This is a genomic window from Bordetella genomosp. 13 (genome assembly GCF_002119665.1).
In the GTDB taxonomy this organism is placed as follows: Bacteria; Pseudomonadota; Gammaproteobacteria; order Burkholderiales; family Burkholderiaceae_B; genus Bordetella.
Map to the genome: position 1 here is coordinate 4,073,470 of NZ_CP021111.1, position 26,489 is coordinate 4,099,958.

General features: G+C 63.5%; 24 protein-coding genes and 3 pseudogenes. 13 read left to right on the forward strand and 14 right to left on the reverse strand.

Going from position 1 to position 26,489, the window contains the following annotated elements; translation table 11 throughout:
- Positions 1-205 precede the first annotated feature (205 nt).
- On the reverse strand, positions 206-1,441 hold the full coding sequence (locus CAL15_RS18255) for a TolC family protein (RefSeq protein ID WP_024099874.1): 1,236 nt from the start codon (positions 1,439-1,441) through the stop codon (positions 206-208).
- 278 nt (positions 1,442-1,719) lie between these two features.
- Between CAL15_RS18255 and CAL15_RS18260 the strand changes: the two genes are divergently transcribed.
- Together CAL15_RS18260 and CAL15_RS18270 are read left to right on the forward strand one after the other, a co-directional pair.
- Positions 1,720-2,512 (forward strand): IS5-like element ISStma16 family transposase gene (locus CAL15_RS18260; protein WP_086009121.1). Its coding sequence is split into 2 segments (ribosomal slippage): positions 1,720-1,979 and positions 1,978-2,512, totalling 795 coding nucleotides; the frame shifts between segments, so codons are not numbered across the junction.
- Between the two features lie 415 nt (positions 2,513-2,927).
- A complete protein-coding gene (locus tag CAL15_RS18270) occupies positions 2,928-3,203 on the forward strand; it encodes a hypothetical protein (RefSeq protein ID WP_003116793.1) in 276 nt (91 codons plus the stop codon).
- On the opposite strand, the gene CAL15_RS18275 is transcribed toward CAL15_RS18270, so the two are convergent.
- Positions 3,204-4,363 (reverse strand): IS3-like element ISPa39 family transposase gene (locus tag CAL15_RS18275; protein WP_086009122.1). Its coding sequence is split into 2 segments (ribosomal slippage): positions 3,204-4,105 and positions 4,105-4,363, totalling 1,161 coding nucleotides; the frame shifts between segments, so codons are not numbered across the junction.
- Between the two features lie 356 nt (positions 4,364-4,719).
- Here CAL15_RS18275 and CAL15_RS18285 point away from each other — a divergent pair.
- Positions 4,720-5,025 carry a helix-turn-helix domain-containing protein gene (locus CAL15_RS18285; RefSeq protein ID WP_003097526.1) on the forward strand — a complete coding sequence of 102 codons (306 nt, stop codon included), beginning with the start codon at positions 4,720-4,722 and terminating at the stop codon, positions 5,023-5,025.
- 4 nt (positions 5,026-5,029) lie between these two features.
- Here the strand turns inward: CAL15_RS18285 and CAL15_RS18290 are convergent, their stop codons facing one another.
- The 9 genes from CAL15_RS18290 to CAL15_RS18330 form a co-directional block, all read right to left on the reverse strand.
- On the reverse strand, positions 5,030-5,920 hold the full coding sequence (locus CAL15_RS18290) for a LysR family transcriptional regulator (protein ID WP_014833982.1): 891 nt from the start codon (positions 5,918-5,920) through the stop codon (positions 5,030-5,032).
- Positions 5,921-6,151: 231 nt separating this feature from the next.
- Positions 6,152-6,436, reverse strand: coding sequence for a CopK family periplasmic copper-binding protein (locus CAL15_RS18295; RefSeq protein WP_003090336.1), 285 nt, complete (start codon positions 6,434-6,436; stop codon positions 6,152-6,154).
- 128 nt (positions 6,437-6,564) lie between these two features.
- Positions 6,565-7,491: a copper homeostasis membrane protein CopD gene (copD, locus tag CAL15_RS18300; protein WP_003116797.1), complete on the reverse strand. Its 927-nt coding sequence runs from the start codon at positions 7,489-7,491 to the stop codon at positions 6,565-6,567.
- Between the two features lie 4 nt (positions 7,492-7,495).
- The gene (gene copC, locus CAL15_RS18305; RefSeq protein WP_003090319.1) at positions 7,496-7,882 is read right to left on the reverse strand and encodes a copper homeostasis periplasmic binding protein CopC; all 387 of its coding nucleotides are present in this window, start codon (positions 7,880-7,882) and stop codon (positions 7,496-7,498) included.
- 141 nt (positions 7,883-8,023) lie between these two features.
- Positions 8,024-10,330, reverse strand: a complete 2,307-nt coding sequence (locus tag CAL15_RS18310; protein ID WP_228777907.1) for a heavy metal translocating P-type ATPase — start codon at positions 10,328-10,330, stop codon at positions 8,024-8,026.
- Between the two features lie 287 nt (positions 10,331-10,617).
- Positions 10,618-10,890 (reverse strand): DUF2933 domain-containing protein, encoded by a 273-nt coding sequence (locus CAL15_RS18315; RefSeq protein WP_003097518.1) that lies wholly within the window; start codon positions 10,888-10,890, stop codon positions 10,618-10,620.
- A 33-nt stretch (positions 10,891-10,923) separates the two neighbouring features.
- A complete protein-coding gene (locus CAL15_RS18320) occupies positions 10,924-11,409 on the reverse strand; it encodes a DUF411 domain-containing protein (protein WP_003090303.1) in 486 nt (161 codons plus the stop codon).
- Positions 11,410-11,446: 37 nt separating this feature from the next.
- Entirely contained in the window at positions 11,447-12,427 is a 981-nt protein-coding gene (locus CAL15_RS18325; RefSeq protein WP_005408883.1) for a copper resistance protein B, read from the reverse strand.
- 25 nt (positions 12,428-12,452) lie between these two features.
- Entirely contained in the window at positions 12,453-14,354 is a 1,902-nt protein-coding gene (locus CAL15_RS18330; RefSeq protein WP_003097515.1) for a copper resistance system multicopper oxidase, read from the reverse strand.
- A gap of 254 nt (positions 14,355-14,608) precedes the next feature.
- Between CAL15_RS18330 and CAL15_RS18335 the strand changes: the two genes are divergently transcribed.
- The 10 genes from CAL15_RS18335 (at position 14,609) to CAL15_RS18385 (ending at position 22,676) form a co-directional block, all read left to right on the forward strand.
- The gene (locus CAL15_RS18335) at positions 14,609-15,301 is read left to right on the forward strand and encodes a heavy metal response regulator transcription factor (RefSeq protein WP_003097513.1); all 693 of its coding nucleotides are present in this window, start codon (positions 14,609-14,611) and stop codon (positions 15,299-15,301) included.
- Complete coding sequence (locus CAL15_RS18340; protein WP_003121551.1) at positions 15,285-16,709, forward strand: Cu(+)/Ag(+) sensor histidine kinase; 1,425 nt, start codon at positions 15,285-15,287, stop codon at positions 16,707-16,709. The genes CAL15_RS18335 and CAL15_RS18340 overlap by 17 nt, the downstream gene beginning before the upstream one ends.
- Before the next feature lie 929 nt (positions 16,710-17,638).
- The gene (locus CAL15_RS18350) at positions 17,639-17,986 is read left to right on the forward strand and encodes an ArsR/SmtB family transcription factor (RefSeq protein WP_003107245.1); all 348 of its coding nucleotides are present in this window, start codon (positions 17,639-17,641) and stop codon (positions 17,984-17,986) included.
- A gap of 13 nt (positions 17,987-17,999) precedes the next feature.
- Positions 18,000-18,470: an ArsI/CadI family heavy metal resistance metalloenzyme gene (locus tag CAL15_RS18355; protein ID WP_003107243.1), complete on the forward strand. Its 471-nt coding sequence runs from the start codon at positions 18,000-18,002 to the stop codon at positions 18,468-18,470.
- A 12-nt stretch (positions 18,471-18,482) separates the two neighbouring features.
- Positions 18,483-18,980 carry an arsenate reductase ArsC gene (locus CAL15_RS18360; RefSeq protein WP_003107241.1) on the forward strand — a complete coding sequence of 166 codons (498 nt, stop codon included), beginning with the start codon at positions 18,483-18,485 and terminating at the stop codon, positions 18,978-18,980.
- 10 nt (positions 18,981-18,990) lie between these two features.
- Positions 18,991-20,076: an ACR3 family arsenite efflux transporter gene (arsB, locus tag CAL15_RS18365; protein WP_003109696.1), complete on the forward strand. Its 1,086-nt coding sequence runs from the start codon at positions 18,991-18,993 to the stop codon at positions 20,074-20,076.
- Positions 20,077-20,090: 14 nt separating this feature from the next.
- Complete coding sequence (gene arsC / locus CAL15_RS18370) at positions 20,091-20,513, forward strand: arsenate reductase (glutaredoxin) (protein ID WP_003107236.1); 423 nt, start codon at positions 20,091-20,093, stop codon at positions 20,511-20,513.
- 71 nt (positions 20,514-20,584) lie between these two features.
- A complete protein-coding gene (locus CAL15_RS18375) occupies positions 20,585-20,914 on the forward strand; it encodes a PadR family transcriptional regulator (protein ID WP_015014846.1) in 330 nt (109 codons plus the stop codon).
- On the forward strand, positions 20,911-22,140 hold the full coding sequence (chrA, locus tag CAL15_RS18380) for a chromate efflux transporter (RefSeq protein WP_003107233.1): 1,230 nt from the start codon (positions 20,911-20,913) through the stop codon (positions 22,138-22,140). Before CAL15_RS18375 ends, chrA begins: the two co-directional genes overlap by 4 nt.
- Positions 22,141-22,157: 17 nt before the next feature.
- Entirely contained in the window at positions 22,158-22,676 is a 519-nt protein-coding gene (locus tag CAL15_RS18385; RefSeq protein ID WP_023980163.1) for a GNAT family N-acetyltransferase, read from the forward strand.
- 207 nt (positions 22,677-22,883) lie between these two features.
- On the opposite strand, the pseudogene CAL15_RS18390 reads toward CAL15_RS18385, so the two are convergent.
- The 3 pseudogenes from CAL15_RS18390 to CAL15_RS18400 form a co-directional block, all read right to left on the reverse strand.
- Positions 22,884-24,350: pseudogene (locus CAL15_RS18390) on the reverse strand (chromosome partitioning protein ParB); the annotation flags it as partial.
- A 243-nt stretch (positions 24,351-24,593) separates the two neighbouring features.
- Positions 24,594-25,075: pseudogene (locus tag CAL15_RS18395) on the reverse strand (efflux RND transporter permease subunit); the annotation flags it as partial.
- Positions 25,076-25,167: 92 nt separating this feature from the next.
- Positions 25,168-26,364, reverse strand: a pseudogene (locus CAL15_RS18400) (efflux RND transporter periplasmic adaptor subunit).
- Between the last annotated feature and the right edge of the window lie 125 nt (positions 26,365-26,489).

Here is a 26,489-nt window from a genome sequence, read left to right on the forward strand (position 1 = left end):
AGCCCCGTACACCGGGTGGGTCAAAGTTCAACGCGCAGCCTGGGTCAGTTTTAAGTGCGCGCCAACAGACGTTGGCAGCGGGGGAGCCGCTGAGGTGGCCGGCGCGCCATTGGGCGACGCCCCATCCAACGGCAATACCGGCAGCAACCAGCGTCAAGCCGGCAAGGATGTTTCTCGAAGAGGTATTCATGGCGAGGGTCTCCACTCAGTCCGCGATCAGGCTGTTCAGTCGGGCGACGAGGCTGTCGCGCTGCGCTCCAAGGTCGATCAGACGCATGCGCGTCTCCAGCACCTGGGCGCGTGCACTGAGCACAGCGCTCAGGTCCCCCTTGGCGGATCGGTAGTTGCTCAATGCAAGCGCCGCTCGGTTCCGTACCAGTTGCAAGCCGGCGGTCTGCAGGCGGTCGATCTGGCTGTTCAACGCTTGGAGTTCGGCGGCGCTGTCGTCCAGCTCCTGCAAATGCCGCCGCGCCACGTCTTCGCGTTCGGCGTCCAGACGTTCCAACTCGTGCCGTTTTGCCTCGATCATGGGCACTTGGCGTCGATCCTTCTGCCAAGGCAGATCGAATGTCACCTGAAATGACACCATGTCGCCCCATCGGCGATCACGCCGGCTATAGGCTATCTCCCAGGCCCAATCGCCGCGGGTCTCTGATTGGGCTTCGCGGGACTCGGCCCGGGCCATGCTTTGCATCGCCGGATAGAGTTCAAGCTCCGCGTGATTCGCCAGTTCTGTGCGCAGTTGCGCGACGGGGCGAGTGAGCGGGCCTGGATCGCCTTGCAGTGCTTCGTCGGCCCTGGAGCCCACCCAGCGCCGCAACGCGGCCCTGGCCTTGGCCCGGTCCCGCTGTAGATCGTCACGGCGGTCCGTGAGTGTCAGCGCCTCCTGTTCCGCGACCAACAGATCGCCAGCCTGGGCGGTGCCGCCGGCGACGCGAGCGGGGAGACTGTCTTGCAGGCGCTGGTTCTCCGCGAGCAGTTCCGTCAGCAGTATCTCCCGTTGCTCCACCGCCTGCGCGGCGATCCACGCCAGGCTGAGTTCCTGGCGGATCTGCAATCGCTGCAAAACCAGCGCCGCGCGTTCTCGATCCACACGCGCCTGCGCGCTGGCGACCTGGGCGTCGCGCTTGGCCCTGTTGGGCACTTCCTGCATGAGCGCCAAGCGCTGCATCGTCATGGATTCGCGCGTCATGCTCCAGCGATCCATGCCGCTGATGGGGTAGTTTTCGATGCCGAGCGAGAGCTTGGGGTCGGGCAGCGAGCCTGCTGCCTTCTGCACGGATTCGGCGACGTTAACCTGCAACTGCTGCGCGCTTATGCGTGGGCTCTGCTGCTCCGCGATAAGGCGTGCCTCAGCAAAATCGAGGGCGTAGGCTACAGGCGAGACAAGCGCACTGCCCGCCAACGCGATGCTGATAGCTTTCAGACGATGCACTCGCATCGAGGCCGGCGTTGTGCCTCGGCCGTACGCCGACGGGCGCCCCTCGGGGGCGCCAAAAAAGGGAGTAAACATGGTTGTCCTCGGAATTGGTATTCACGAAATCACGTGGTCTGCCGCATCGGTGCGCGGCGAGCACGGACACATAAATCAATTCCGCAGGACTTGGAACGTGAGGTAGATCGGCGGAAAGCCCGCGCGGGGATTGGGAGGAATGTAGGTAACGTGCCGCCTGAGAACGTGTTCAAAGTCTCGCCCTCTTGATGTGAGAAGCTCGCTGGGTGAGAAAAGGCTACCCCAGCGACATCAAGCGCGAGCAGTTCGAGGTGATCCGGCCATTGCTGGAGAGTGCGCGCAGAAAGACTGCCCCACGCAAAGTGGAGCTGTACGAGGTGTTCTGCGCCGTGCTGTACCTGCTGCGCACGGGCTGTCAGTGGCGGGCACTGCCCAGCGACTTTCCCAAATGGCGCACCGTGCACTCGTACTTTGCCATCTGGAGCGAGCCACGCGAGGGTGGCAGCCTGCTGGAGCAGGCATTAAAAAAATCAGGTTGGCGCGGCCCGCGAGAAACTGGGGCGCAACGCCTGCAGCACGCTCTTGATCGTGGACGCGCAGAGCGTGAAGAACACGGACACGGCGGGCTTGAAGGGCTATGACGCAGGCAAGAAGGTCTCGGGCATCAAGCGCCACATCGCGGTGGACACCCAGGGATTGCCGCATGCGATAGCGGTGACCACGGCCGAGGTGACGGACCGCAAAGGCGCACTGCAGGCGCTACAGCGCTGCAAGCCCCGGTTGAGCCGGCTACAAAGCCTGCTGTGCGATGCAGGCTACATCGGTCGGCCGTTCGCGCAAGGCGTGCAGCAGATTCTGGGAGGGCATGTGACGGTGCAGATCGCCAAGAGAAGCGAGCTTCACACTTTCAAAGTGATGCCCAAGCGCTGGGTCGTGGAACGCAGCTTTGCCTGGCTGGACAAGAACAGGAGGCTGTGGAAGAACTGCGAGCGATGGCTCAACACCAGCCTGCAGTTCGTCCACTTGGCATTCTTGGTGCTCTTGCTCAAAAGACTTTGAACACGCTCTGAGGGCTACCCGGTCGAGAACCAACCCGGGCAGCGAGTTGGCGAGCCACATCACGTGCGCCGCGAGAAACTGAATGTCCAGCCCCTGCCATGAAAGCGCCGACTCCCGATCGCCACTGCAATGAGCGTGGCACAACTGTGGCGCTTCGCTGTCCATGGAATCAGGCATGCCGGTGCAATCCGACATTGGCAACTTGTCAGCCTGCTGCATCGAGATCGTGGCACGCATTTGCGTGGTTTCCACAGATGCCCTCGGGTCTGGCTTGGGACAGACGTACATCGCCATCGCAACCTGCGAGAAAAGCAAGGTTACGACTAGGCCGCTGGTAATCCAGCGGCTCCATCTTGCGAGAAGGCGCCTTAAGCCGATCATGCGGACATACTATTGGAAGTTGTAGGGAGTTGAATTGATCAAGGTCAGTTTCCAGGATGAATTGATGCGTCTGGACGGCGCCTTGGCCCGAACCGGCACCCGCTGCAAATCCACCGGCAAGGGCGGGCACCGCACGTGGTTGTCATGCTTTACGCGCCTCGGCAACTCGCAAGGCTCTAAGCTCAAATCGATCAGCTACAAGATTCGTCTGTCCCGAGAGTCGCTGCAGGTGCGTAATGACCTCGTAGGGGCCATCGGCTATTGGGCGCGTGCAGATTCCGTGACCTGCCCCCTTTCTCAGGGCCACTAGCTACTTAGTAGAGTCCAGGTTGGGGAGCATACCGCTCCGGTGGGTCAGGTTTCGATCAGCGGTCGAACCAGTCAAGGCACCTTCGTTGCGCAGCGCGGCGGCGAACTCGGCAGGCGTGCATTTGGGCAGTGAGCTGTGCGGACGCACCTCGTTGTAGTCCTTGCGCCAGATGGCGATTACCGCCCGTGCGTGCTCGAGCGAGATAAACCAGTTTTCGTTCAAGCATTCGTCCCGGAACTTGCCGTTGAAGCTCTCCACATAGGCGTTCTGCGTGGGTTTCCCTGGCTGGGTCAGCACAAGCGTCACGCCGTTGGCGGTCGCCCACTGGTCCAGCGCCCGGCCGGTAAACTCGGGTCCCTGGTCGGTCCTGATCGCCGCGGGGTAGCCGCGGAAACGGCATACCGCATCCAGGATGTCGGCCACGTTCTGGCCATTTATCCTCCGGCCGACGGCGATTTCCACCGCTTCCTTGGTGCAATCGTCCACCACCGTCAGGCACTTGATCGGGCGCCCGTTGGCCAGGGCGTCGAAGACGAAGTCCATCGACCAGGTGTGGTTGGGCCCCGACGGCAGCTGCAGCGGACGGCGCTCGACGGCCACGCGATCGCGCTTGCGGCGCTTGCGCACCGCCAGGCCAGCGTTGCGGTACAGCCGGTAGATTCGCTTGTGGTTGGCGATCCAGCCCTCCCGTTCCAGCAGGATGTGCAGCCGTCGGTAGCCGAACCGGCGACGTTCGCCCGCCAACGCAACGAGCCTGGCCTGCAACGGCGCGTTCGCCATGCGCGGCTGGTAGTGCAACACGCTGCGTGACAAGCCCAGTGCCCGGCAGGCCCGCCGCTCCGACAGGCCCAGCTTCGCCCGCACGTCCGCGACGGCAGCCCGTCGCGTCGGCGGGCTCAGTATTTTCCCCGCGCCACGATCCTCAGCGCTTCGTTGTCCAACATCGACTCGGCCAACAGCTTTTTGAGCCGCGCGTTCTCCGCTTCCAGTGCCTTCAGGCGCTTGGCGTCGGGCACATCCATGCCGCCGAACTTGCGCCGCCACAGGTAGAACGACGCGTCACTGAAGCCGTGCTTGCGGCAAAGCTCCTTGACCGGCGTGCCGGCGGCCGCCTGCTTCAGGAAGCCGATGATCTGCTCTTCGGTGTATCGCTTCTTCATGTCCGTCCTCTTGTGAGACGGACTCTACTAAGATCAGGTTGGCCCGGAAAACGGGGGGCAGGTCACGACGTCGAAGCGCCGTTTGTAGAGGCCCGTAATGAGATCGCTCGCCGTAACCTCATTAAATTCCATAGAAACTTCGGGCTCCTCCGCGCGCTGCAGGGCAAGCAATGCAGCTAGGTACGAAGAGGCCACACCAGGCGCTATGGCGAGCCTGAGCTGTGGGCGTGGGCTGGTGGCGTCGTGCATGAGAGGCCCCAAGAAGCGATAAGACAAGGATGGAAAGTCTTCATGATAGCTAGTTTGAGTTAAACTTAACGTGGTTAAATTGTTTGGACTGTTCGACGCTTCCAAGGATGGAGAAGCGAACTGTCCGACGAGGCCGTCCCCCAGGAACTACCACTTTCGACGCCGAGCCAGCGTTGGCATTCGGAGCGGCCGTTCGTGTCGCCCGCCTGACGCAAGGTGTTGCTCAGGAAGAACTGGCTGCGAAAGCAGGGATCGAGCGATCGCACATGGGCAAAATAGAGCGTGGGGAGCACATGCCCACTCTCGCTCTGATCTTAAGAATCGCCGCCGGACTCAAGCTCAGTGCTGCGGAACTCGTCAGCGCAGCCGAACGCAATCTTCGTGCCGCGGCGCACGATTCAGATAGGCATTGACGCTTTAGTCACCCGGAGGTCCTCGCAGACGTTCGATGAAGCGATCCAGCGAAACCGATGAGTTGCTGCTTTCTGGCCGAAGCAGATAGGTTGTGATTACCGCCGTGTCCTGCGCCAGAGGGCGAATCACCACGTCCGGCCTCTGGCTGATGGGAATCTTGGTCGCCGTCATGAAACCAATCCCATAGCCTGCGCCGACGAGCGTTAGCATCATGTCCAGCGACGACACTTCTTCGACAACGTTGAGTCTGTGTTCCAGAACCTGTAGCAGCCGATTTAGTTCTCGGCAGTAGCCTTCGCAGGCCAGTTTGTCGCACAGAACCAGTGGGTGACCCTGAAGTTCGTTCAGCGGAACTTGCTTGTGCGCAAGAAGCGAGTGCCGCGCTGGCATGGCGATCACAATCGGGTCTCGCCAGATCGGTTCAGCCACGATGCCTTCGCCAACATCCGCCGCGTGTGCAAATCCGATCGTGAAGTCGCCAGACCGTAGGCCCCGTATCTGCTCGGTCAGCGGTACCTCGGAGAGACGTATCTCGACCTCGGGCTCTTCCGCGCGGCAACGAGCTAGGAACGCCGATAGTCGTGGGTCCATCGCACCATCGGAAATTGCAATGCGCAGGCTGCCCCTCAGGCCCGCGGCAATGGCTCTGGCATTTTCACGCGCTTGCTCCAGGACAGTGAAGAGTCGGCGGGTGTCCTGCAAGAATGCCGCCCCCGCCACGGTCAGCCGTGTGCCCCTGCGGTCGCGGTCAAACAGCGTGACCCCAAGCTCATCTTCCAATTCCTTGATCGCGCGAGACAAGGGGGGTTGCTCTATATGCAGCCTCTCGGCCGCCCGCGTGAAATGCAACTCCTCTGCCAAGACGACAAAGCATCGTAGATGACGCAACTCCATAAATCGGGCTCCTCGCAAGTCCTCATTCGCGCCAGATGTCCCGTGGACGAATCACGGTGGACGGGGAGGCTGGATCCATTTCAGGGAAGTTGATGCGCTTGACATCGCAAAAACTGGCACCTTGAGCGCTCGTGGTTGCTCGTGACGCGTCCCAAGCGCGCGCGCCCAATCGGGGCGCGCGTCTCTGTCACACTGTGCAGAAGCTTTGAAAAGCACCGCACACCCGCGGCGTCATCCGCCGTGCTCTTTTTGTAGCAGCGACCCGAGGCGAGCGACTTCATTGCTGGTGATCGCGATGTTGCGCCCATCCTTCGTCGACACCGAAGCTCCGACATTGAGATAGACGGCGCGCCCGAAGCGGCTTTCCTGTGCCATCTTTCCGTCCTTGAAGATGTACAGCGTTCCCCCGTCAGCCAAGGGAACCATTTCCTTGGCTGCTTGGGCTGCTGCATGACCGGCGAAGGCTGGCACGGAGAGAGCGCTCAACAGGGCGGCAATGACAATTTGCGATTTCATGATCGACTCCTTTGTAAAAACGACGACAACTTGCGCCGCGTCGTTAAATGTAGAAGCAGGCGGTCTACAGAGCGCTTACCCGTGCATTACATTCAATTCATGTGCTGTCATCTGCCGCCCATGAAGGACTAGGTTCCAGTGGGAGACAAGATGCCAAGCCATGCAACGCTCGCCAGAACCAAAACGGCCAAGGTCGCCTCCGTGAACAGACTCTGTCTAAGCTTGATGACTGCCTGTGCGCGATTGCCTGCCTTCAAAGCAGCCTCCAGGCTCGGGCTCAACCGATACCGATTGGCAGCAGCCAACGCCAGCATGCCTGCGAAAAGCAAGAGCTTTACCATCAGCAGCCGGCCATACAGCGTCGAGATGAGCGGATCAAACGATGGTCCGGCGATCAACAGGTAATTGAGAATTCCACTCACGACGAGTGCAGCCACGATCGCTGTACCTATGCGAGTAAAGCCATTCGACGTCCGACTGAGGACCGCTACCGGGTCTTGCGCGACATCCTGCTTGTGGGATGCCAGCATCAAGAACGCCACCAATGCGCCCACCCAAGCGCCCGCTGCCCAGAGGTGCGTGATATCCGACGCAAGATGGATGTAGCCGCGAACGCCGTCGTCCATCGCGCCGTGGCCTGCCCACGCAAGGGTCGCCAGCGCCACGCCGGTGGAGAGCGCCATCACTGCAAATCGCAAGGTAGCGTTCAATTTCAACATTGCGACGAGCACACACACCAACAGCGCGAGGATGCGAATGCACCAGGCGATGCCCATGTGCGTGCCCGTAATGAGCATGTCGAAGACGTGCGTTGACAGCTCCGCGTAGCTCTGGGCACCGGACATGGCCTTGGCCATGACCGTCATGCCCCACATCGACAGGGCAATGCCGATGGCAGCGGATGCGCCAATGAGGACGCGATAGCGGCGCGAGATCGTCGAGGATCGCTCGTCGTTGCCCAAAGCATAGAGACCGAACATGGCGACGCCAAACGCCGCCGCCAGGTCCAGATACAGCGCCAGGCGCAGGACGATGGTCAACCAATCCCCGGCCATGGGCTTACTTCACCTTGAAGGTGACGTTACCCGTGATCGGATGCGTGTCCGAGGAGACGGCACGCCATTCGACGCGATAGTCACCGGGCTGGAGCGCCTGTGCCGGCGTGATGACCATGGTCTTGCCGTCGCCGGCAGCCGCGACGCTGGCGTTGATCTTCATCGGGCCATGGCTCGCCATTCCCGGCATGCCAGTCATGACAAGGCTCGCGGCGGAGAACTGCGGCACCAGCGTCTCGGAGAACTTCAGTTCGATGGTGGCTGGCGCAGAAACCTGCGACTTGTCGGCCGGCGTTGAAGACACCAGCGAAGGATGCGCGAATGCGGCGGTGGCGAACAGACCAGCAGCGATCGGCGCGACGAGCTTGGCGATGAAATGTGAACGGGTCATAGAAGTTTCTACCTGGATGTGTGAGGTGTGGTTTAAGAACGAAATGCCGAGATAAGGCTTGCACCTTTGCAACGGCGTGGAACGAAAGAAACGGTTTGCTGGGCGATAGCAGGCTCCTGTAGTTTCAGAAAGAAAATCCGGTCACAGTCGGCTCGCTCTCAGGCGCAAGGCGTTGCCAACGACCGACGCCGAACTCAGGCTCATCGCCAATGCTGCGATCAGCGGCGACAGCAGCCAGCCCGTGAGGGGATAGAGAACCCCGGCGGCGATGGGGATGCCCAGCGCGTTGTAGAGGAAGGCGAACATGAGGTTCTGCTTCATGTTGCGCACGGTACTCACCGAGAGCGTGCGAGCGACAGCGATGCCACGCAGGTCACCCTTGACCAGCGTGACCTGGGCGCTGTTCATCGCCACGTCGGTTCCCGTTCCCATGGCGATGCCCACGTCTGCCTTCGCCAAGGCCGGCGCGTCGTTGATGCCGTCTCCGGCCATGGCGACGATGCGTCCTTCTTTCTGCAGTCGCTCGATCAACATGAGCTTGTCCGCCGGCTTGACCTCACCATGCACCTCGTCGATGCCTAGGCGTGCACCGACGGCTTTGGCGGTGGTCTGCCCGTCCCCGGTGGCCATGATGACCCGCAGGCCCGCAGCCTTCAACGCGGCCAGGGCCTCGGGGGTGCTGCCCTTGACCGGATCGGACACGGCGAGCAAGCCCGCGAGCTGCCCGTCCACCGCCAGGTACATGACGCTGGCCCCTTCGCCGCGCAGAGCTTCGGCCTGGGGTACGAGCGGTTCCACCGATACGCCAGACTGTTCCATCAGCACTGTGTTGCCCAACGCCAGTTGCCGGTGCTCAACCTTTCCGCGCACGCCGATGCCGGTTCCCGATTCAAAGCTCTGAGGCTTCACGAGTTGGAGGCCCTGGGCACGCGCGGCCTGCACGATGGCGTCGGCCAGGGGGTGTTCACTGCCCTGGTCCAGGCTGGCCGCAAGACGCAGCACCTCATCGTTCGTAAAGCCGGGGGCTGCGACGACCTGATCGAAAGCAGGTCGGCCTTCGGTCAGGGTTCCTGTCTTGTCGATGACGAGGGTATCGACCTTGCGAAGATTCTCGATCGCCGCGGCATCGCGGAACAGCACGCCCTGCGTGGCGCCACGGCCCGTTGCGACCATGATCGACATCGGCGTGGCCAGACCCAGCGCGCACGGGCAGGCGATGATCAGGACGGCCACCGCATTGATCAGTCCATAGACCCAGGTGGGCTGTGGCCCGAAGAATCCCCATACAAGGAGCGTCGTTACCGCAATGGCGACGACGGCCATCACGAAGTAGCCGGCAACGACATCGGCCATGCGTTGCATCGGTGCCTTGGAACGCTGCGCCTGGGCGACCATCTGGACGATCTGCGATAGAACGGTGTCCGAGCCGATCCGCTCCGAACGCATGACCAGCGCGCCGCTGGTGTTGAGTGTGGCCCCGATGACCTTGTCGCCCACGCGCTTGCTGACGGGCAGCGGTTCGCCGGTCAGCATGGATTCGTCAATCGAGCTGCTGCCCTCGTGCACGATGCCATCCACCGGCACCTTCTCGCCGGGTCGGATGCGCAGCAGGTCGCCGACGTGCACATGGCTGAGTGGCACGTCTTCCTCGCTGCCGTCCGCATTGATGCGCCGCGCCGTCTTGGGTGCCAGCCCCAGCAGCGACTTGATGGCTGCCGAAGTCTGGGAGCGGGCCTTGAGTTCCAGCACCTGGCCGAGCAGTGTCAGCGAGATGATGACGGCGGCGGCCTCGAAATACACGCCGACCCGTCCCATGGACATGAAGGAAGCTGGAAACACTTCCGGCGCAACGGTTGCCACAACGCTGTAGATGAATGCCGCACCCGTTCCCAGGCCGATCAGTGTCCACATGTTCGGGCTGCGGTTGACCACGGACAGCCAGCCGCGGGAGAAGAAGGGCCAGCCGGCCCACAGCACGATCGGCAACGACAGCACCAACTCGACCCAGCTCTGTGTAGCCATGTCCATCAGGTGCAGCCGCTCGCCCAGCATCGCCAGCGCCAAGACCACGAGCGTCAGCGGCAAGGTCCACCAGAAGCGACGCGAGAAGTCACGCAACTCCGGGTTGTCGTCATCGAGGTCGGGCAGCAGAGGCTCCAGCGTCATCCCGCACTTGGGGCAGGTTCCCGGATGATCCTGGCGGATCTCCGGGTGCATCGGGCAGGTGTAGATGGTTCCGGGCGCGGTTGGCGATGCCGCCGGGGCCGGTGAAACTGCGGTGCTGGCATGGTGATGCGGTGCATGGCCGCTGCCTGTGCCTATGCCCGCGTCACCGCTGGCATATCGCGCCGGATCGGCGTCGAATTTGGCCTTGCATCCGGTGCTGCAAAACAAGTACGTGTTCCCCAAGTGCGTGGAACGGTGCTCCGACGCCGCCGTGACCGCCATGCCACACACCGGATCTCGCGTCGCGGCATCGGGCTGCGTGTGGCTTGAGGACCCGCCCGCGTCGTCACTTCCAGCATGGCTGGCGTGATGGTGGTGCGTATGCGGGCCGGACGTTGTGGCACCCGCCGCCATGCCTGCGTGCTCATGTCCTGAAGACTTGCTGGGTGAATTCATAGTGACAAGTGCCCTCCGCCGTTAACCTTTGGTGTCTGGTGATCGCAGCAGGCCGCAGGCGCGCAAGGAGACAAGCGCGGCGTCGCGTGCTCGCACGGTGCGAGTGCCTCGACTCATTGCTTCTGCTCCTTGGAGGCTGCGGCACCTTCCTTACCCTGACGCGCGGCATGATCGTGTCCGCCGTGGCCGTGACCACGGTGCATGAACAGGTGCATCAGCGGACAAGCCGCCAGCAGCAGGAAGGGGAGATAGCCGGCAACATGTGCCGTATGCTCCTTGAGCAGGAAATACGCGGCGACAGCGGCGATGATGAGGAACGCCACGCCGTAGCGCGATCGCCAGAACCGGGGGCGATCGCTGGGGGTCTGTGTGTGCTGATGCTGCATGGCATATCTCCACGGAGAAGGGTTGATGGATGGTCAGCGATGCGACTGATAGACCGTGCTGCTACCGTTTTTCCCAATCAGCAGCACGTCGTAGGCGTCCTTGCGTCCACCATAGGCCGGACCATCCATGCCGGGCGAACCGACCGGCATGCCGGGCGCCGCGAGGCCGATGGCCTGCGGGGCTTCGCGCAGCAAGCGTTGAATGTCCGAGGCAGGCACATGACCCTCGATGGCATAGCCGCCGATCTGCGCCGTGTGGCAAGAACCGTACTTCTGCGGGATGCCCAGCCGCGTGCGCGCTGCGGTGTTCCCGGTGTCGAGAACCTGCACATCGAAGCCTGCGCCTTGCAGGTGTGAGACCCAGTCCTTGCAGCATCCGCAGCTCGGGTCCTTCCAGACCTTGGCAATCGGTCGGCTCTGCGCCAGGCTCGGTCCTGCGAGTGCCATCACCAACAAGCCAGCGATCAATGCCTGGCGTCTCGGCACTTTGCCCTGGCTTCTGTCGTAGTGCATGTTCATGGATCGCCTCTCATCAGATGATCAAACCCGCTAGGTTCTAGAACCAGAATCGCACGCCAGCCACCCAGCGCGTCTGCTGCGCACGGCCGCCTTCGGCACGCACATAGTCCGCGGTGCGTCCGAAGCTGCCCGCCCGTTCCACGCCGATATAGGGGGCGAACTGGCGACTGAATTCATAGCGCAGGCGCAAGCCAGCAGACGCTTCGGCCAGGCCCTTGCCGATACCGCGTTCCGGGTCGTCCTTGCCATAAAACTGCAACTCGGCGCGAGGCTCCAGAATCAGTCGCTGGGTCAGCAGCAGCTCGTAGCTGCCTTCGACACGCAGCGCCGTACGTCCACCACTTCCCACGTAGCCCGTCGCCTCCAGCTCGAACCAGTAGGGGGCGAGGCCCTGGATGCCGAAAGCCAACCATTGACGGCTCGGGCCTTCCCCGTTATCCACCCGAACGCCGAGCTGGGTGTCCCAGTACGGTGCGACGGCGTGCCCCCAGAGAAGCTCGGTACGCGATTCTTCGAGCTTTCCTTTGGCGATATCGCCTTCGGCCTTCACGACGGCCTTGTTGTAGGTCGTCCCATACCACGCCTGGAGGTCGTAGGCCGTGGAGTCGTCTCCTTTGCGCGTGAAGCGGCGTTCCAGAGTTTCGCCGCGCAACGAAAAGAACCTGTGTTCGTCGGCCAGCATCAGCCGCGGCACACCGGGTACGGCGTAGTCGCCCGATCCCAATGTCAGGCCATTGGAGTAGCCATGCGGATCGCGGGCGTCAGGAGGCGCCGACCCGCCCTGCATCTGCATGTTGCCGTGATCCATGGCCGGGGCCGCGGTCGAGCCGCTCGCCGACGTCGCGTGACCCGCGTGCGGGTCGGCGGCAGGAGCCACGGTCTGAGTGGATGGCGCGGCCGTTTGAGCGTCGGCCTGGCCGTGCGCTGCATGGTCGTTCTGTGCTTGTGCCTGGGCGGCGACGCTTACCAGGGCCAGAAGCGTCGTGGCCAGTGCGCGAGTGGGGAGTGCTTTGGACATTCTTGGTCTTCCTTGTGCGCTGGGTTCAAGACACCACGACTTCGCGGAACATGCCGGCATCCATGTGGAACATCAGGTGGCAGTGCCACGCCCAGCGGCCGAGCGCGTCGGCTGTCACCAGGAAGCTGATGCGTTGTGCCGGCTGCACCGGCAGGGTGTGGCGGCGCGCAAGGAAGCGACCGTCGGGGCTTTCCAGCTCGCTCCACATGCCGTGCAGGTGCATGGGATGGGTCATCATGGTGTCGTTGTGCAGAATGACCCGCAGCCGCTCGCCGTGTTTGAAGTGCACCGGCGTGGACTTTCCGAACTCCAGCCCGTCCAGGGACCATGCGTAGCGTTCCATGTTGCCCGTGAGGTGCAGTTCGACCTCCCGGCCGGGGCCTCTCTTGTCCAGCGGCCCCGACGGGGTATGCAGATCCGCGAGGGTCAACACGCGCCGACCGTTGTTGCGCAGTCCGATGCCGGGGTCATCGAGGTTGGTGCGCGCCATGTCAACGCGCATGTCCGTGCTGGCACCATACTCGGTGCGAGCGTGGCGAGCAGTAGTGCTGGGCACGGCCAGTCCCCCCGCCGCCGCGGCGTGTTGGCTGTGATCCATCGCCATGCCACCGTGGTTCATGGCGCCGTGATTCATGCCTGCCATCGCCCCATGATCCATCCCGGACATCGAACCCGAGCCCATCCCGGTCATCCCGGTCATGCCCGTCATGCCCGTCATCCCGGTCATCTCCATGGCCTGGCCGGACCCGCCATGGTCCATGCCCCCCATCATGCCGCCCATCATGTCGTTCATGGTCAGCCATTCGACCGGATCGAGGGCAGGCACGGGAGCTTGAAGACCTTCACGCACGGCCAGCGTGGCACGCGCGTAGCCTGTCCGGTCCATCGCCTGGGCGAAGATCGTGTAAGCGTCATCCCGTGGCTGGACGATCACGTCGACGGTTTCGCCAGGACCGAATCGGAACTCATCGACGGTCACCGGCTCCACGTCAACACCATCGACGTGCACCACCGTGAGTTTCAGTCCTGGAATGCGTACGTCGTAGAAGGTGTTGCCCGCACCGTTGACCATGCGCAGCCGCACGCGCTCACCCGGTCGGAACAGCGCCGTCCAATTGCCGGCGGGGGTGACGCCGTTGGCCAGATAGGTCAGCGTGGCGGCAGACAGATCTGCGAGATCCGTCGGATTCATCCGCATCTCGTTCCACATCTTGCGCTTGTCGATCGCAGCGGCCGTGCCTTCGCGCGAGGCGTCCCGGAAGAAGTCGAAGACGGTAGGTTGGTTGTAGTTGTAATAGTCGCTTTGGGACTTGAGCTTGGTGAACACCCGCATCGGGTCTTCGTCGGTCCAATCCGAGAACAGCAGCACGTGGTCACGGTCGGCGTGGATGGTCTCGGCGCCAGCGGGGTCGATGATGATCGCCCCGTACATGCCCGTGAGTTCCTGGAAGCCGGAGTGCGAGTGGTACCAGTAGGAGCCGCTCTGCTGAACCTTGAAGCGGTACGTGAAGGTCTCGCCGGGAGCGATGCCATTGAAGCTGATGCCCGGCACGCCATCCATCTGATACGGCAGGATGATCCCGTGCCAGTGAATGGATGTGGCTTCACGCAGCTTGTTGGTTACACGGATTGTGACGGTGTCACCCTCGCGCCAACGCAATGTCGGTGCCGGCAGCGAGCCGTTGATGGTCGTAGCCACGCCTGGCTTGCCCGTGAAGTTCACGGGCGATTCGGCGATCACCAAGTCGAACTCGGTGCCCTTCAGCACAGGGGCGGCACCGCGCGTCGCGGAGCCTTGCTGGGCAAATGCCTTGAACGCCGGCGTGGACAGCCCAGCGAGAACGCCGCCGGCGGCTAACCCTTGGACGAAACGCCGACGAGAAAGGCCCTGTGTGGGCACGATAAAAAAGGGTGAACGAGGCGGCATGGCCTGAAATCCTCCATAGATGACTCGGAAGTCGTTCTAAACGCCACCCCATCCTGAGCGGCACAGTTCGACGCAATGCAGGTCATGCTATGGGTTGGGCACTTTCCATCGAATGACCCCTGAATTACATTCATGTAATGTTCGTGTCATGTTCGTGGAAGCTGGCAACCAGTAAATTGCTGATTGAAAGTGGATGAATGCGTACATCGTGAGCGGCTATTTTTCCGCGCCGTAGCGATTTCATGGGACATGCGATGAAACTGCTGGTCGTTGAAGACGAGAACAAGACGGCGGATTACGTCCGCCAAGGTCTCATGGAGGCGGGATTCGTCGTGGATCTGGCGCGCAACGGATTGGACGGACACCACCTGGCCATGGGCGAGACATACGATCTGGTGGTCTTGGATGTCATGCTGCCGGATGTCGATGGCTGGCGCATCGTGCGTGCCCTTCGAGATGCCGGTAAACAGGTCCCTGTGCTCTTTCTGACGGCGCGTGGCGGTGTAGACGACCGTGTCAAGGGATTGGAACTGGGAGCGGACGACTACCTCGTCAAGCCATTCGCGTTCTCTGAGTTGCTGGCGCGGGTGCGGACGCTGCTGCGACGCGGAAGCGCTCCGAGCCAGCCTGATCGCATCCAGGTTGCCGATTTGGTGCTGGACTTGGCGCGCCGGCGCGCAACGCGCGCTGGCCAACGCATCAATCTCACCAGCAAGGAGTTCGCGTTGCTTGAGCTCCTGGCCCGTCGCCAGGGGGAGGTCCTTCCACGGTCTCTGATCGCGTCGCAGGTATGGGACATGAATTTCGACAGCGACAGCAACGTCATCGATGTAGCCATCCGCCGTCTACGCGCGAAGATAGACGATGCGTTCAATCCGAAGCTCATCCACACCGTGCGTGGAATGGGATACACGCTCGATGCGCCCGATGATGCCCCTGCGCCATAAGCCGCGGCAAAGCCGTCCAGCGTCGCTTGCATTGAGGGTCACGGCCCTCGTTGGTATCGCCACGACCTTGGTGTTTCTTGTGTTCAATTGGGTCATTCTCCGGTCGTTGGAGCACCACTTTGCTCAACAGGATGCCCACGAACTGGAGGCAGTGACAACCGCTTTGGCTCAGCCCTTGCACCAGCTTGCAAGTGACATCGCAAGCGACGAACTGAAGCAACACTTGGCCAACGCAGTCGCAGGACATCATGGGATGACGTACGGCGTCTACGATGGGGCTGGCAATAGCATCTATGCCACGCCCGGTCCTGACCTGTCTAAACTTGCCAGTAGCAAAAAGTTGGTCAACCGCATCACCGCTGACGATTTGATCGTGTGGCAGGAGGATCAGAGGTCATATCGAGGTGTGGTGCTGCAACTGCCTGCTGACGATTCAGCGGCGCCCGGCTACCGCATCGTCGCTGCCATGGACATCGGCTTTCATCTCGACTTCCTGGCGGAGTTCAAGCGCATGCTCTGGTGGGCAACCGGCTTGGTCATGTGCCTGGCGCTCGGTGTGGCTTGGCTGGCGGTGCAGTGGGGCCACCTGCCGATTCGCAAGGTCAATGAAGAGATTCGGGCGATTCGCTCTTCAAAGCTGGATGTGAGGCTGGATCCTCGGGATGTGCCGATCGAACTGGCGGAACTGGTATTCGCCTTCAACGATATGTTGGCGAGAATCGAGGAAGGCTTCACCCGGCTATCACACTTTTCCGCAGACATCGCGCACGAGTTGCGCACGCCCGTCACCAACCTGGTCACGCAGACTCACGTGGCGCTTGGCCAGCCGCGCAGCAACGAGGAATACAGAGAAATCCTCTATTCAAATTTGGAAGAGTTTGATCGGATGGGACGCATGATTGGTGACATGCTGTTTCTTGCCCAAACGGAAAATGATCCCCGCAACTTGCGTCTGTCTACCATTGATCTGTCCGAATTGGTGCGGAGTCTGTTCGACTATTTCGAGGCGCTGGCAGAAGATAGCGGCATTACGCTTGGTGTTAAAGGGGCGATCGGCAGCATAGCGGCGGATCGGGAAATGCTCACCCGGGCGCTGAACAATCTTCTCTCGAATGCAATTCGACACACGCCTCGCGGCAAGAGCATCACGGTCTTGCTTTCGCAGGACGAGCAGTGGACAACGATCAGTGTGGTCAATCCCGGTGAGAGAATTCCTGAGCGCGATCTACCAAAGCTCTTCAACCGCTTCTACCGAGTTGATCCGGCACGGCAACGAAATACGGCGGGCGCCGGTCTTGGCCTTGCCATCGTGAAATCGATTGCGGAGGCACATGGTGGCTCCGTTGCCGTGACCTCCAGTGAGCTTGTCACCAGGTTTGACTTGGTATTGCCCCATCTGCGGCAGTAGTCCGAGGGCGCTGCGGTCCGTCCAGCCAACTGGCGTATCTCTTTGCCTGATTCTGGGATCTACCCGGCCGGCCACGTTGCTACGCGAGCGGGACATTTTTTCTCCGTGACTGCCACGTGCCCAGTCCTAGCGGCAGGCGCCGACATCATGCGCTTGTGTATCCCATCGCTACGTCCACACCGCGCGCGGGGGCCTTTGCTCGGTCGTGATCCGGTCACCGATCGTCGATAGCCTCAGCGGTCAGTGCCGAACGTCTGCCTGCTCGGCGCCTCGATCGCGCGCAGACCTGGCTGTGTGCGCTGAGCCCCTGAGGTGAGTTGGAAGTTGGTCTGCTGGTTCGTTGCGCGGGTATATGTACCCGTAGCTGGGTACAGAGAGTCTTATTGATCAAGATCAAGGTACTGCTATCAGGCGCCGGCTGCATATGAACGCAGCCAACCGCCAAAACTACCTATGCAGGTGTCCACTAAAACTTGACCACTGCACCCCGCCCGAAGGCTTCTCCGACTCGCCCGCTGACGCGGGCCAGGTCAACCCCACAACGACAGGCGAGAACGCCCCGCCATGCCTTGCAGCGCCGGTCTTGAGGCGTGGCGTGGAAGCTCCATAGCGATGCCGGGCGGGTTGTCCCTGAACCGCGTTGAGGACGGCACGCACCTGCACAACCTGCCGCAGCAAGCGCCAGCGTGTTCGCCAGCGTCCCGTCCATCGCGGCGGGGCGCTGGCCGGGCCGATCCGGCGCAGCCGGTTCGGCGGCATCGAGGGGCGCCAAGCATCGCGCGGCGGGGATAGCCCGCAGGGCTTTCCCCTGGAGGCAAGCGAAGCGCGCAGCGCCGCAGGCGCGAAGGCGTGAGCAACTGTCTTGAAAGTCAAGCCTCGCAAGCGCGCAGGCTCCATTCAATTGAAGCGTTTTGCCAATGATTCAATAAATGTTGTATTATCGAATCATGAACGAGACCCAAGCCATTTCCGCCCTCGGCGCCCTGGCCCATACCCAGCGGCTGCGCGTGTTCCGCGCCCTGGTGGTCGCCGGCCCCGAAGGGCTGACACCCAGCGTCCTCGCCGACCAGCTCGACGTGGCCCGCAACTCCCTGTCCTTCCACCTGAAAGAACTGGCCCATGCCGGCCTGGTCACCATCGAGCAGCAGGGCCGCAACCTGATCTACCGCGCCGACTTCACCCAGATGAATGGGCTGCTCGGCTATCTGACCGAGCACTGCTGCCAGGGCGGCGCGTGCGAGGTCACCGAATCCTCCTCTGCCTGTACTTCCTGCTGAAAGGATCACCCCCATGAAGCGCTTTCACGTCCACCTGCACGTCGATGACCTGAACCGCAGCATCGGCTTCTATTCCCAACTGTTCGCCGCGCAGCCCGCGCGCGTCGAAGGCGACTACGCCAAATGGATGCTCGAAGACCCGCCGGTCAACTTCGCCATCTCCACACGTGGCAACAAGCCGGGCATCGACCACCTGGGTATCCAGACCGACGATGCCGAGGAATTGGCGGTGCTGAAGGCCCGCGCCGAGGCGGCCGACATGACGCTGCTGGACGAGGGCACCACGACCTGCTGCTACGCGCGCAGCGAGAAGCACTGGATCACCGATCCGCAGGGCGTGGCCTGGGAGCACTTCCACACGCTGGGCAACATTCCGGTCTTTAACGAAGCGGCGCCTGCAGCGACTTCCGCCGCAGCGTGCTGTACCCCGGTGCGCGGCAAGCCGGTGGGCGTTGCGGTGAAGCCGGCTTCCTCCTGCTGCTGATGTGAGATACCCATGACCACCGACAAGACCTACAACGCCCTGTTCATCTGCACGGGTAACTCGGCCCGCTCCATCCTGGCCGAAGGCATCCTCAATGAATTGGGCCAGGGGCGCTTTCGCGCCTACTCGGCGGGCAGCCACCCCAAGGGCGAAGTCCACCCACTGGCGCTCGCCACGCTGGAGCGGCTGCACATGCCGACCGCCGGCTACCGCAGCAAGAACTGGGACGAGTTCGCGGCGCCCGGTGCGCCGGAGCTGGATTTCATCTTCACGGTCTGCGACAACGCCGCCGGCGAGGTCTGCCCCGTGTGGCCGGGGCGCCCGATGTCGGCGCATTGGGGTGTGCCTGATCCTGCAGCCGTTGAAGGCACCGACGAGCAGAAGCGCAAGGCGTTCACGGATGCGGCGCTGACGCTGCGCCGACGCATCGAATTGTTCCTGTCGCTGCCGATTCAGCGCCTGGATGCCATGTCGCTGCAGCACGAGCTGCGCAGCATTGGTACGAAGTGAGGTTGGCGCGATGAGTGTTGGAACCCAAACGGCCGGCCGCGTGCCGGCCGCCCCCACCATGAGCGTCTTCGAGCGCTACCTGAGCGTGTGGGTGCTGCTGTGCATCGTCGCCGGTATCGCGCTCGGCCAGTTCGCGCCGGGCGTGTTCCAGGCCATCGGCCGCACGGAAGTGGCTCAGGTCAACCTGCCCGTGGGCCTGCTGATCTGGGTGATGATCATTCCCATGCTGCTCAAGGTGGACTTCGGCGCTCTCGGCCAGGTCAAGCAGCACTGGCGCGGCATCGGCGTGACGCTGTTCATCAACTGGGCCGTCAAACCATTCTCGATGGCGTTGCTGGCGTGGATCTTCATCCGCCAGGTCTTCGCGCAGTGGCTCCCCGCCGACCAGCTCGACAGCTATGTCGCGGGCCTGATCTTGCTGGCCGCCGCACCTTGCACAGCCATGGTGTTCGTCTGGAGCCGGCTGACCGGGGGCGATCCTGTGTTCACGCTGTCGCAGGTCGCGCTGAACGACACCATCATGGTGTTCGCCTTCGCGCCCATCGTCGGCCTGCTGCTGGGCCTATCGTCCATCACGGTGCCGTGGGCCACGCTGCTGGTATCGGTCGGCCTGTACATCGTGATTCCCGTCATCCTGGCCCAGTTCTGGCGCCGCGCCCTGCTGAGCAAGGGCCAAGCCGCCTTCGACCGGGCGCTGGAGCGCATCGGGCCGCTGTCCATCGCGGCGCTGCTGCTCACGCTGGTGCTGCTGTTCGCCTTCCAGGGCGAGGCCATCATCCGCCAGCCACTGGTCATCGCCATGCTGGCCGTTCCGATCCTGATCCAGGTGTTCTTCAACTCCGGCCTGGCCTACTGGCTCAACCGCAAGGCGGGCGAGCAGCACAGCATCGCTTGTCCTTCGGCGCTGATCGGCGCCAGCAACTTCTTCGAGCTTGCCGTAGCCGCCGCCATCAGCCTGTTCGGCTTCCAGTCCGGCGCCGCGCTGGCCACCGTGGTCGGCGTGCTGATCGAGGTGCCAGTCATGCTACTGGTCGTTCGGATCGTCAACCAAAGCAAGGGCTGGTATGAGTGCGGCCCGAACCCTGCCCGCGGATAACCAAGACACGACTCATGAGCAACATCACCATTTACCACAACCCCACCTGCGGCACGTCGCGCAACGTGCTGGCTCTGATCCGCAACAGCGGCGAAGAGCCGAACGTTATCGAATACCTGAAGACACCGCCTGACCGCGAAACGCTGCAACGCCTGATCACGGACATGGGCGCGCCAATGCGCGCCGTGCTGCGTGAGAAGGGTACGCCCTATGCGGAATTGGGCCTCGATGACCCGAAGTGGGGTGACGAGCAGTTGATTGGCTTCATGCTCCAGCACCCCATCCTCATCAACCGGCCCATCGTGGTGACCCCGCTGGGCACGCGCCTGTGCCGGCCCTCAGAGGCCGTGCTGGACATCCTGCCGCAGCCGCAGCGCGGCGCGTTCCGCAAGGAAGACGGCGAAGCCGTGGTGGATGCGGAGGGTCGCAGGGTCTGAGACCTCCCGCACAAGCGGCAGGCAATCTGAAGTGAGGCTGGTATTATCGAATTTCGTTATCGATATTCGATATGAAAGAGAAACCTACTCCACGTGCCATGGAGCACCACGACCTGCTGTCGGGGCTGATCCGCCTGCATGTGCTGCACCACGCAGCCGAGCAGGAGATCTACGGGCAATGGATGATCGACGAGCTGGCCCACCACGGCTACCGCCTCTCCCCCGGAACGCTGTACCCGATGCTGCACAAGATGGAGCGCGACGGCTACCTCGTCTCCCGCCAGGAGCGTGAAGGGCGCACCGTGCGCAAGCTCTACACGATCACGCCCAAGGGCAAGGAAGGCTTGGCGCTGGCCAAGGACCGCATCCGGGAGTTCACCGGGGAGGCGATGCACAAATGACAGATTCCACCAACACCTTGCAGCATGAGGCCGCTGCCGCGCGCGGCTCACCCGTCGAAGTCTTCGGCGCCTTCCTCAAGCTGGGGCTGACCTCCTTCGGCGGGCCGATCGCGCATCTGGGCTATTTCCGCTCGGAGTTCGTCGAGCGTCGCCGCTGGCTGGATGACCGCAGCTACTCCGATCTGGTCGCCCTGTGCCAGTTCCTGCCGGGGCCGGCCAGCAGCCAGGTCGGTATGGCGCTGGGGTTGGGCCGCGCGGGCTGGCTGGGGCTGCTGGCGGCCTGGGCCGGATTCACCTTGCCATCGGCGATTGCGCTGATCCTGTTCGCCTTTGGCATCGCCGAGTACCAGGGGCTGGCCCAGTCCGGCTGGGTGCACGGGCTCAAGGTCGTCGCCGTGGCCATCGTGGCGCAAGCGGTCTGGGGGATGGCCAAGTCGTTGTGCCCGGACCGGCCGCGCGCCGCGCTGGCCATTCTGGCGGCGCTGCTGACCATGGTCCTGCCCTCGGCCGCGGGACAGCTTGCCGCCATCGCGGTGGCAGGGCTGCTGGGCTGGTGGACATTGAAGATCGCGCAACCCGGCGGCGGCCACGCCCACAGCTACCCCGTCTCGCGCAAGCTGGGCATCGTGGCGCTGCTGCTGTTTGCCGCACCGCTCGTCGGGCTGCCCCTGTGGGCGGCAGCCACGGACTCGTCCACGATAGCCCTGCTGGAAGGGGTGTACCGCTCCGGTGCACTGGTCTTCGGCGGTGGACACGTTGTGCTGCCGCTGCTGCAGGCCTCGGTGGTGCCCAGCGGCGTCGTGAGCAATGCCGACTTCCTGGCCGGCTACGGTGCGGCGCAGGCCGTGCCGGGGCCGCTGTTCACTTTCTCGGCCTACCTCGGCGCGGTCGCCCACGGACCGCTGCATGGCTGGATCGGCGGGCTGGCACTCCTGGGCACGATCTTCCTCCCCGCTTTTTTCATGCTGGTCGGTGCACTGCCGTTCTGGGAAGGGCTGCGCCACCGCGCGGGCATCCAGACGGCCATGGCCGGCATCAACGCCGGCGTGGTCGGTATTCTGGTGTCCGCCCTCTATGACCCGGTATGGACGAGTGCCATCCACAGCAAGGCGGATTTTGGGCTGGCGCTGCTCTCGTTCGGACTGCTGACGGTGGGGCGCGTGCCGCCGGCGCTCGTGGTGCTGTTAGCCGGGCTGGTGGGCTGGGTCATGGCGATGGGCGTCTGAATCTCATGTGGCACACCCTGACCATCCAGCTCCGACACGAAACCGCCGACGACATTGCCGCCATCGAAGCGGTCACGACCGCCGCCTTCGCTGATGCACCACACACCAGCCACACCGAGCAATTCATCGTGCGCGCCTTGCGTGCCGCCAACGAACTGACGCTTTCCATCGTGGCCGAAGAACATGGGCGCGTCGTCGGTCACGTCGCGCTGTCGCCAGTAACGATCACCCATGAGCACAGGCGAAAGACCGAGGGCTGGTATGGGTTGGGGCCGATCTCCGTCCTGCCGCCAAGGCAGGGGCGAGGCATCGGTTCGCGCCTGATGGAACAGGCGCTGTCTGAACTGCGGGCTATGCAGGCCGCAGGCTGCGTGCTGCTGGGAGATCCAACGTACTACACGCGCTTTGGCTTCCAGGCCCATGCGGGCTTGCAACTGCCGGGCGTGCCGCCCGGCTATTTCATGGCGCTGGCCCTGCATGGGACAGTGCCGGAAGGCATCGCGCACTACAGCGATGCCTTCAACGCCGCCGCCTGAGCCAGCGCGAAGGCGGCGGCGTTTTAATTCGGCTATTGGCCTTGAACACCGGGCGCGGCCACTGTCGCACCCGGATTTCGCGTCCACCGCGCCCAGGGCGGAACGGCCTGGGCGCGGTGCTGATCGCGGTTATTCCTTCGTCTCGATGCGCCACCACACAAAGCGAAGCGCCCCGGTCGAGGCCGGGGCGCTTGCCTTCGGCGCGGGTCAAGCGGCCAGTGCCTCGGCGGGTTCATCCGCCATTGCCTCGGTATCCTCCGGGGCGTCCTGCTCCGGGCCTTCTTCCTGCGCGGCCTCCTGCGGGCCTTCGGCCTTGAAGATGGCGGGCATCCAGCCGGTGCCATCGGCCAGCCGCTCGGCCTCGCTGGCAATGTCGGCCTTCTTGAGCTTCGCCAGCCGGGTGACGAATTCCGGTGCAAACGCGCCCACGGCATCCAGAATCACGGCCTTGGAAACGTGCTTGAAGTAGCCTTCTGCGGTCGGCTTCCACCATGCGGCCATGTCGAGGCCCACGGCCTGCGCCAGTTCTGCGCCGGGCTGGTGCGGCGTGGCACGGGGCGTCACCACGTCCACCGTGGAAGCCACGCACACGGCCAGCAGCCGCACCAGTTCGTCTTGCGACTTCGCCAGCAGCGCGGCGAACAGTTCGGCGCTGTCCTCCGGCAAGGCTTCCCCGGCTACCTGTTGCAGTTCGCGCAGCGCCACAGCGGCGGGCGACTCCGGCCAGTCCGGGGCCATGCCTTCCAGCCGGTCTTGCACTTTCAGGCTCACGCCCAGCGGCAGGTCGTGGCCGTGGTAGCTGTCCTGCAAAACCTTCTGCACCATGCCATGCACCAGCGCGGCCAGCGCGACGTGCGGATGCCGGGCCACTTCGATTTGCAGCGCCGCCGTGCGGTGGGCGCTCAACCGCTGCGCCAGCTGGTCGGACAGGCTCGCGGCCTTGGGCGGGTCGTCGGCGTCCTCGTGCTCCTCGTTGGCGGCTTCGCCTTCGGTGCTGCCGAAGCCGCGCCGCAGCTTTTCCAGCGTGCGCAGCGCCTTGGCCTCGGCTTCGCGCAGCAGGCCGCGATGAATAACAGCCTCGCCGTTGCGGTCGATGGTGACGATGGCACCGGCCACCTCGCGCACTTCGGGGGCGTAGCCTTGCAAGGCATTCTCCGCGTCTTGCAGTTCTCCGACCACCTGATCGCGCCGCTGTTCCAGCTTCTCGGCCTTGGCCTCGTCCTCGGCGTCGCAGGCTTCTTCCAGTTCGGCGTCGATCTTTTCGAGGCGGGTTTCCAGCGAGGCGATGCGGCGGGCCTCGCGGGTGGTCGGCTCGCGGCGGTGGCGCGGGGCGTTCTGGAACGCCTGCCGTTCCTCGTAGGCCAGATGCGGCACGGCCTCCACCCATGCCCAGCCCTCGGCGCGCACGTCCTCGGCCAGCGTTGCCAGCTTGTCGCGCACGAGCGTTTCCAGCACTGCGGTATCGGTGAGGTAGGTTCCGGCATCGCCTTCCGCGAACAGGTCGCGGCGGATGCCGCCGCCTGCCTGCCGGTAGGCGTCCAGCCCGACGAAGCGCACCAGCGCGTGCGCGGCGTCGATTTCGCGCTCGGTCAGGCGCTCGCGCAGCTTGGACGGGCTGCGCTGCCATTCCGGCGCACCATAGAACGTGGCTTCCTGCGCGGCGTGGTCGTCGGCGAAGGGACACAGCAAGACCGCCCCCTCACGCCACCCACGCACGCCGGTTTTCGGCAAGCGGAGCGCGCAGGCACGGATCAGCGAGCCGGGCCGGAGGCGCCAGCGATGGAAGCCCGACAGGGGCGAGACTCGCGCAGCGAGGCTCAATGCGCAGCACGACAGCGCGACGGCGGCACGCCGGGACGCCCGACTGCTTGGGACAGGACTACTCGTTGTCGGTCTTGCGCGGCTCGATGTGCAACTGTCCTTGACGTGCAGCCGGGCGTAGTTGCGAAGGTACAGCGTGTCGTACTGCTTATCGGGCGATGTCAGGTGCACCACCATCAGGAAGGCGGGGGACTGCTTTTGGACGGTGATGCCCTGGCGCACCACATCGCGGGCAGCCGGGCCTGAGCCTGGGCGACGCGGTTTTGTACCCGCACCGTCGCGTCATCGGCGTTGATGCCAGAACGGAAGGTGACCGTGGTCACCAGCACGCCGTCGGAGCCGGCGACAGACTTGATGTACATCATGCCTTCGACGCCGTTGATCTGCTCCTCCAGGGGTGTCGCCACGGTCTCGGCAATCACCTTGGGGTTGGCGCCCGGATACACGGCGCGCACCACGACCTTGGGATATTCGCTGATCGGCAGCGCCGGGATCGCGAGCAGGCCCGAGACGAAGATGACGATCGACAGCACAGCCGCGAAGATCGGCCTGTCCATGAAGAACTTGGAGAGGTCCATGGGCTAATACCTTGAAAGGAGTCCAGGGGGAAGCGCGCCGCGCCGCTCGTTGTGTGATACGTCCGATCGGTGGCGCGCTCCGGCGTGGTGCTTCATTTGGTGGCGGACGCGGGCGCCGCAGCAGCCACCATGGGCACCGCCGTGGCCTGCACAGGCATGCCCGGCAAGAACACCTTCTGCGCGCCGTTGACGATCACGCGGTCGCCCGCCGCCAGCCCCCCTCGCACGATGCGCAGCCAATGGGAACTGCCACCCAGTTTCACATCACGTCGCTGCGCCAGTCCATCCTTGTCTACGATGTAGACGTAGTTACGGTCGTGGTCGGTCAGCACCGCCTTGTCGTCGATCAACACGGCCGAGAATTCGCCGCTGCCGACCAGTCGCACGCGGGTATAGAGGCCCGGCGTGAAAACGCGATCCTTGTTGTCCAGCACCGCGCGCACGGCGATCGTGCCGCTGCCCCGGTCCACCTGGTTGTCGAGGAAGTCCACCGTGCCGGTGTGAGAGAAGTCCGCCTTGTCCGCCAGGGCGATCTGGACCGGCAGCTGGCCGCCTCGCTCGCTGGGGCGCTCTCCCTTGCGCGCCATGCGCGAGTAGCGCAGGAACGCCTTCTCATCGGCCTCAAAGTAGGTATAGACCCTGTCCTGGAACACGATGGTGGTTAGCACACTGGCTGCATCGCTGGCGGCCACCAGGTTGCCTGCGGTAAAGCGGGCACGGCTGGCGCGCCCGTTGATGGGCGAGCGCACTTGGGTCCTCTCCAGGTTCAACTGCGCCGTCTCCACCGCAGCCTGCGCGGCCTGCACCTCAGCCTGCGCGGACTCGTCAGCGGCGCGGCGCTGCTCCCAGGCCTCGGTGGAGACAGCCTGCTGCTCGACCAGCACCTTGGCACGTTGCGCCTCGCTTCTGCTGCGGCCGGCTTCGCTGCGCGCCCGGGTCAATTGCGCCTGGGCCCGGGCCAGTTCCGCGCGGTAGCTTCGGGCATCGATCATGAAGAGCACATCGCCCTTCTTGACCTCGTCTCCTTCGCGATAGGCGACCCGCTCGACGTAGCCAGACACCCGTGGGCGCAGCTCGACGCTCTCGATGGCTTCGATGCGTCCGTTGTATTCGTCCCATTACGTGATGGGCTTGATCTCGACCTGCGCGACGCTGACTTGCGGCGGCGGTGGATGGCCTCCGGCGCCAGCTCCGGCGTTCTCTTTACAACCTGCGAGCGCCATCGCGCTGAGGGAGATCAGTATCCAAAGCAGGCGCACGCCGCGAGGGTCGGAGCTGGAAGTCGTCATCTGAACAGGTTCCGTGGTCAGGTCGTAAAGCGAATGAAGCGAGCGCGATCGCGCTGCACGCTGTCCCCTGACGCTGCTTTCTTGGCAGCGCAAGACCATGAGCGACAGATGCGGCAGAGATCGAA

Coding starts and splice junctions, on each gene's coding strand:
- CAL15_RS18255 (WP_024099874.1), bottom strand. CDS start 1,441: ATGCGAGTGCATCGTCTGAAAGCTATCAGCATCGCGTTGGCGGGCAGT.
- CAL15_RS18285 (WP_003097526.1), top strand. CDS start 4,720: ATGGAGAAGCGAACTGTCCGACGAGGCCGTCCCCCAGGAACTACCACT.
- CAL15_RS18290 (WP_014833982.1), bottom strand. CDS start 5,920: ATGGAGTTGCGTCATCTACGATGCTTTGTCGTCTTGGCAGAGGAGTTG.
- CAL15_RS18295 (WP_003090336.1), bottom strand. CDS start 6,436: ATGAAATCGCAAATTGTCATTGCCGCCCTGTTGAGCGCTCTCTCCGTG.
- copD (WP_003116797.1), bottom strand. CDS start 7,491: ATGGCCGGGGATTGGTTGACCATCGTCCTGCGCCTGGCGCTGTATCTG.
- copC (WP_003090319.1), bottom strand. CDS start 7,882: ATGACCCGTTCACATTTCATCGCCAAGCTCGTCGCGCCGATCGCTGCT.
- CAL15_RS18310 (WP_228777907.1), bottom strand. CDS start 10,330: ATGGCGGTCACGGCGGCGTCGGAGCACCGTTCCACGCACTTGGGGAAC.
- CAL15_RS18315 (WP_003097518.1), bottom strand. CDS start 10,890: ATGCAGCATCAGCACACACAGACCCCCAGCGATCGCCCCCGGTTCTGG.
- CAL15_RS18320 (WP_003090303.1), bottom strand. CDS start 11,409: ATGAACATGCACTACGACAGAAGCCAGGGCAAAGTGCCGAGACGCCAG.
- CAL15_RS18325 (WP_005408883.1), bottom strand. CDS start 12,427: ATGTCCAAAGCACTCCCCACTCGCGCACTGGCCACGACGCTTCTGGCC.
- CAL15_RS18330 (WP_003097515.1), bottom strand. CDS start 14,354: ATGCCGCCTCGTTCACCCTTTTTTATCGTGCCCACACAGGGCCTTTCT.
- CAL15_RS18335 (WP_003097513.1), top strand. CDS start 14,609: ATGAAACTGCTGGTCGTTGAAGACGAGAACAAGACGGCGGATTACGTC.
- CAL15_RS18340 (WP_003121551.1), top strand. CDS start 15,285: ATGCCCCTGCGCCATAAGCCGCGGCAAAGCCGTCCAGCGTCGCTTGCA.
- CAL15_RS18350 (WP_003107245.1), top strand. CDS start 17,639: ATGTTGTATTATCGAATCATGAACGAGACCCAAGCCATTTCCGCCCTC.
- CAL15_RS18355 (WP_003107243.1), top strand. CDS start 18,000: ATGAAGCGCTTTCACGTCCACCTGCACGTCGATGACCTGAACCGCAGC.
- CAL15_RS18360 (WP_003107241.1), top strand. CDS start 18,483: ATGACCACCGACAAGACCTACAACGCCCTGTTCATCTGCACGGGTAAC.
- arsB (WP_003109696.1), top strand. CDS start 18,991: ATGAGTGTTGGAACCCAAACGGCCGGCCGCGTGCCGGCCGCCCCCACC.
- arsC (WP_003107236.1), top strand. CDS start 20,091: ATGAGCAACATCACCATTTACCACAACCCCACCTGCGGCACGTCGCGC.
- CAL15_RS18375 (WP_015014846.1), top strand. CDS start 20,585: ATGAAAGAGAAACCTACTCCACGTGCCATGGAGCACCACGACCTGCTG.
- chrA (WP_003107233.1), top strand. CDS start 20,911: ATGACAGATTCCACCAACACCTTGCAGCATGAGGCCGCTGCCGCGCGC.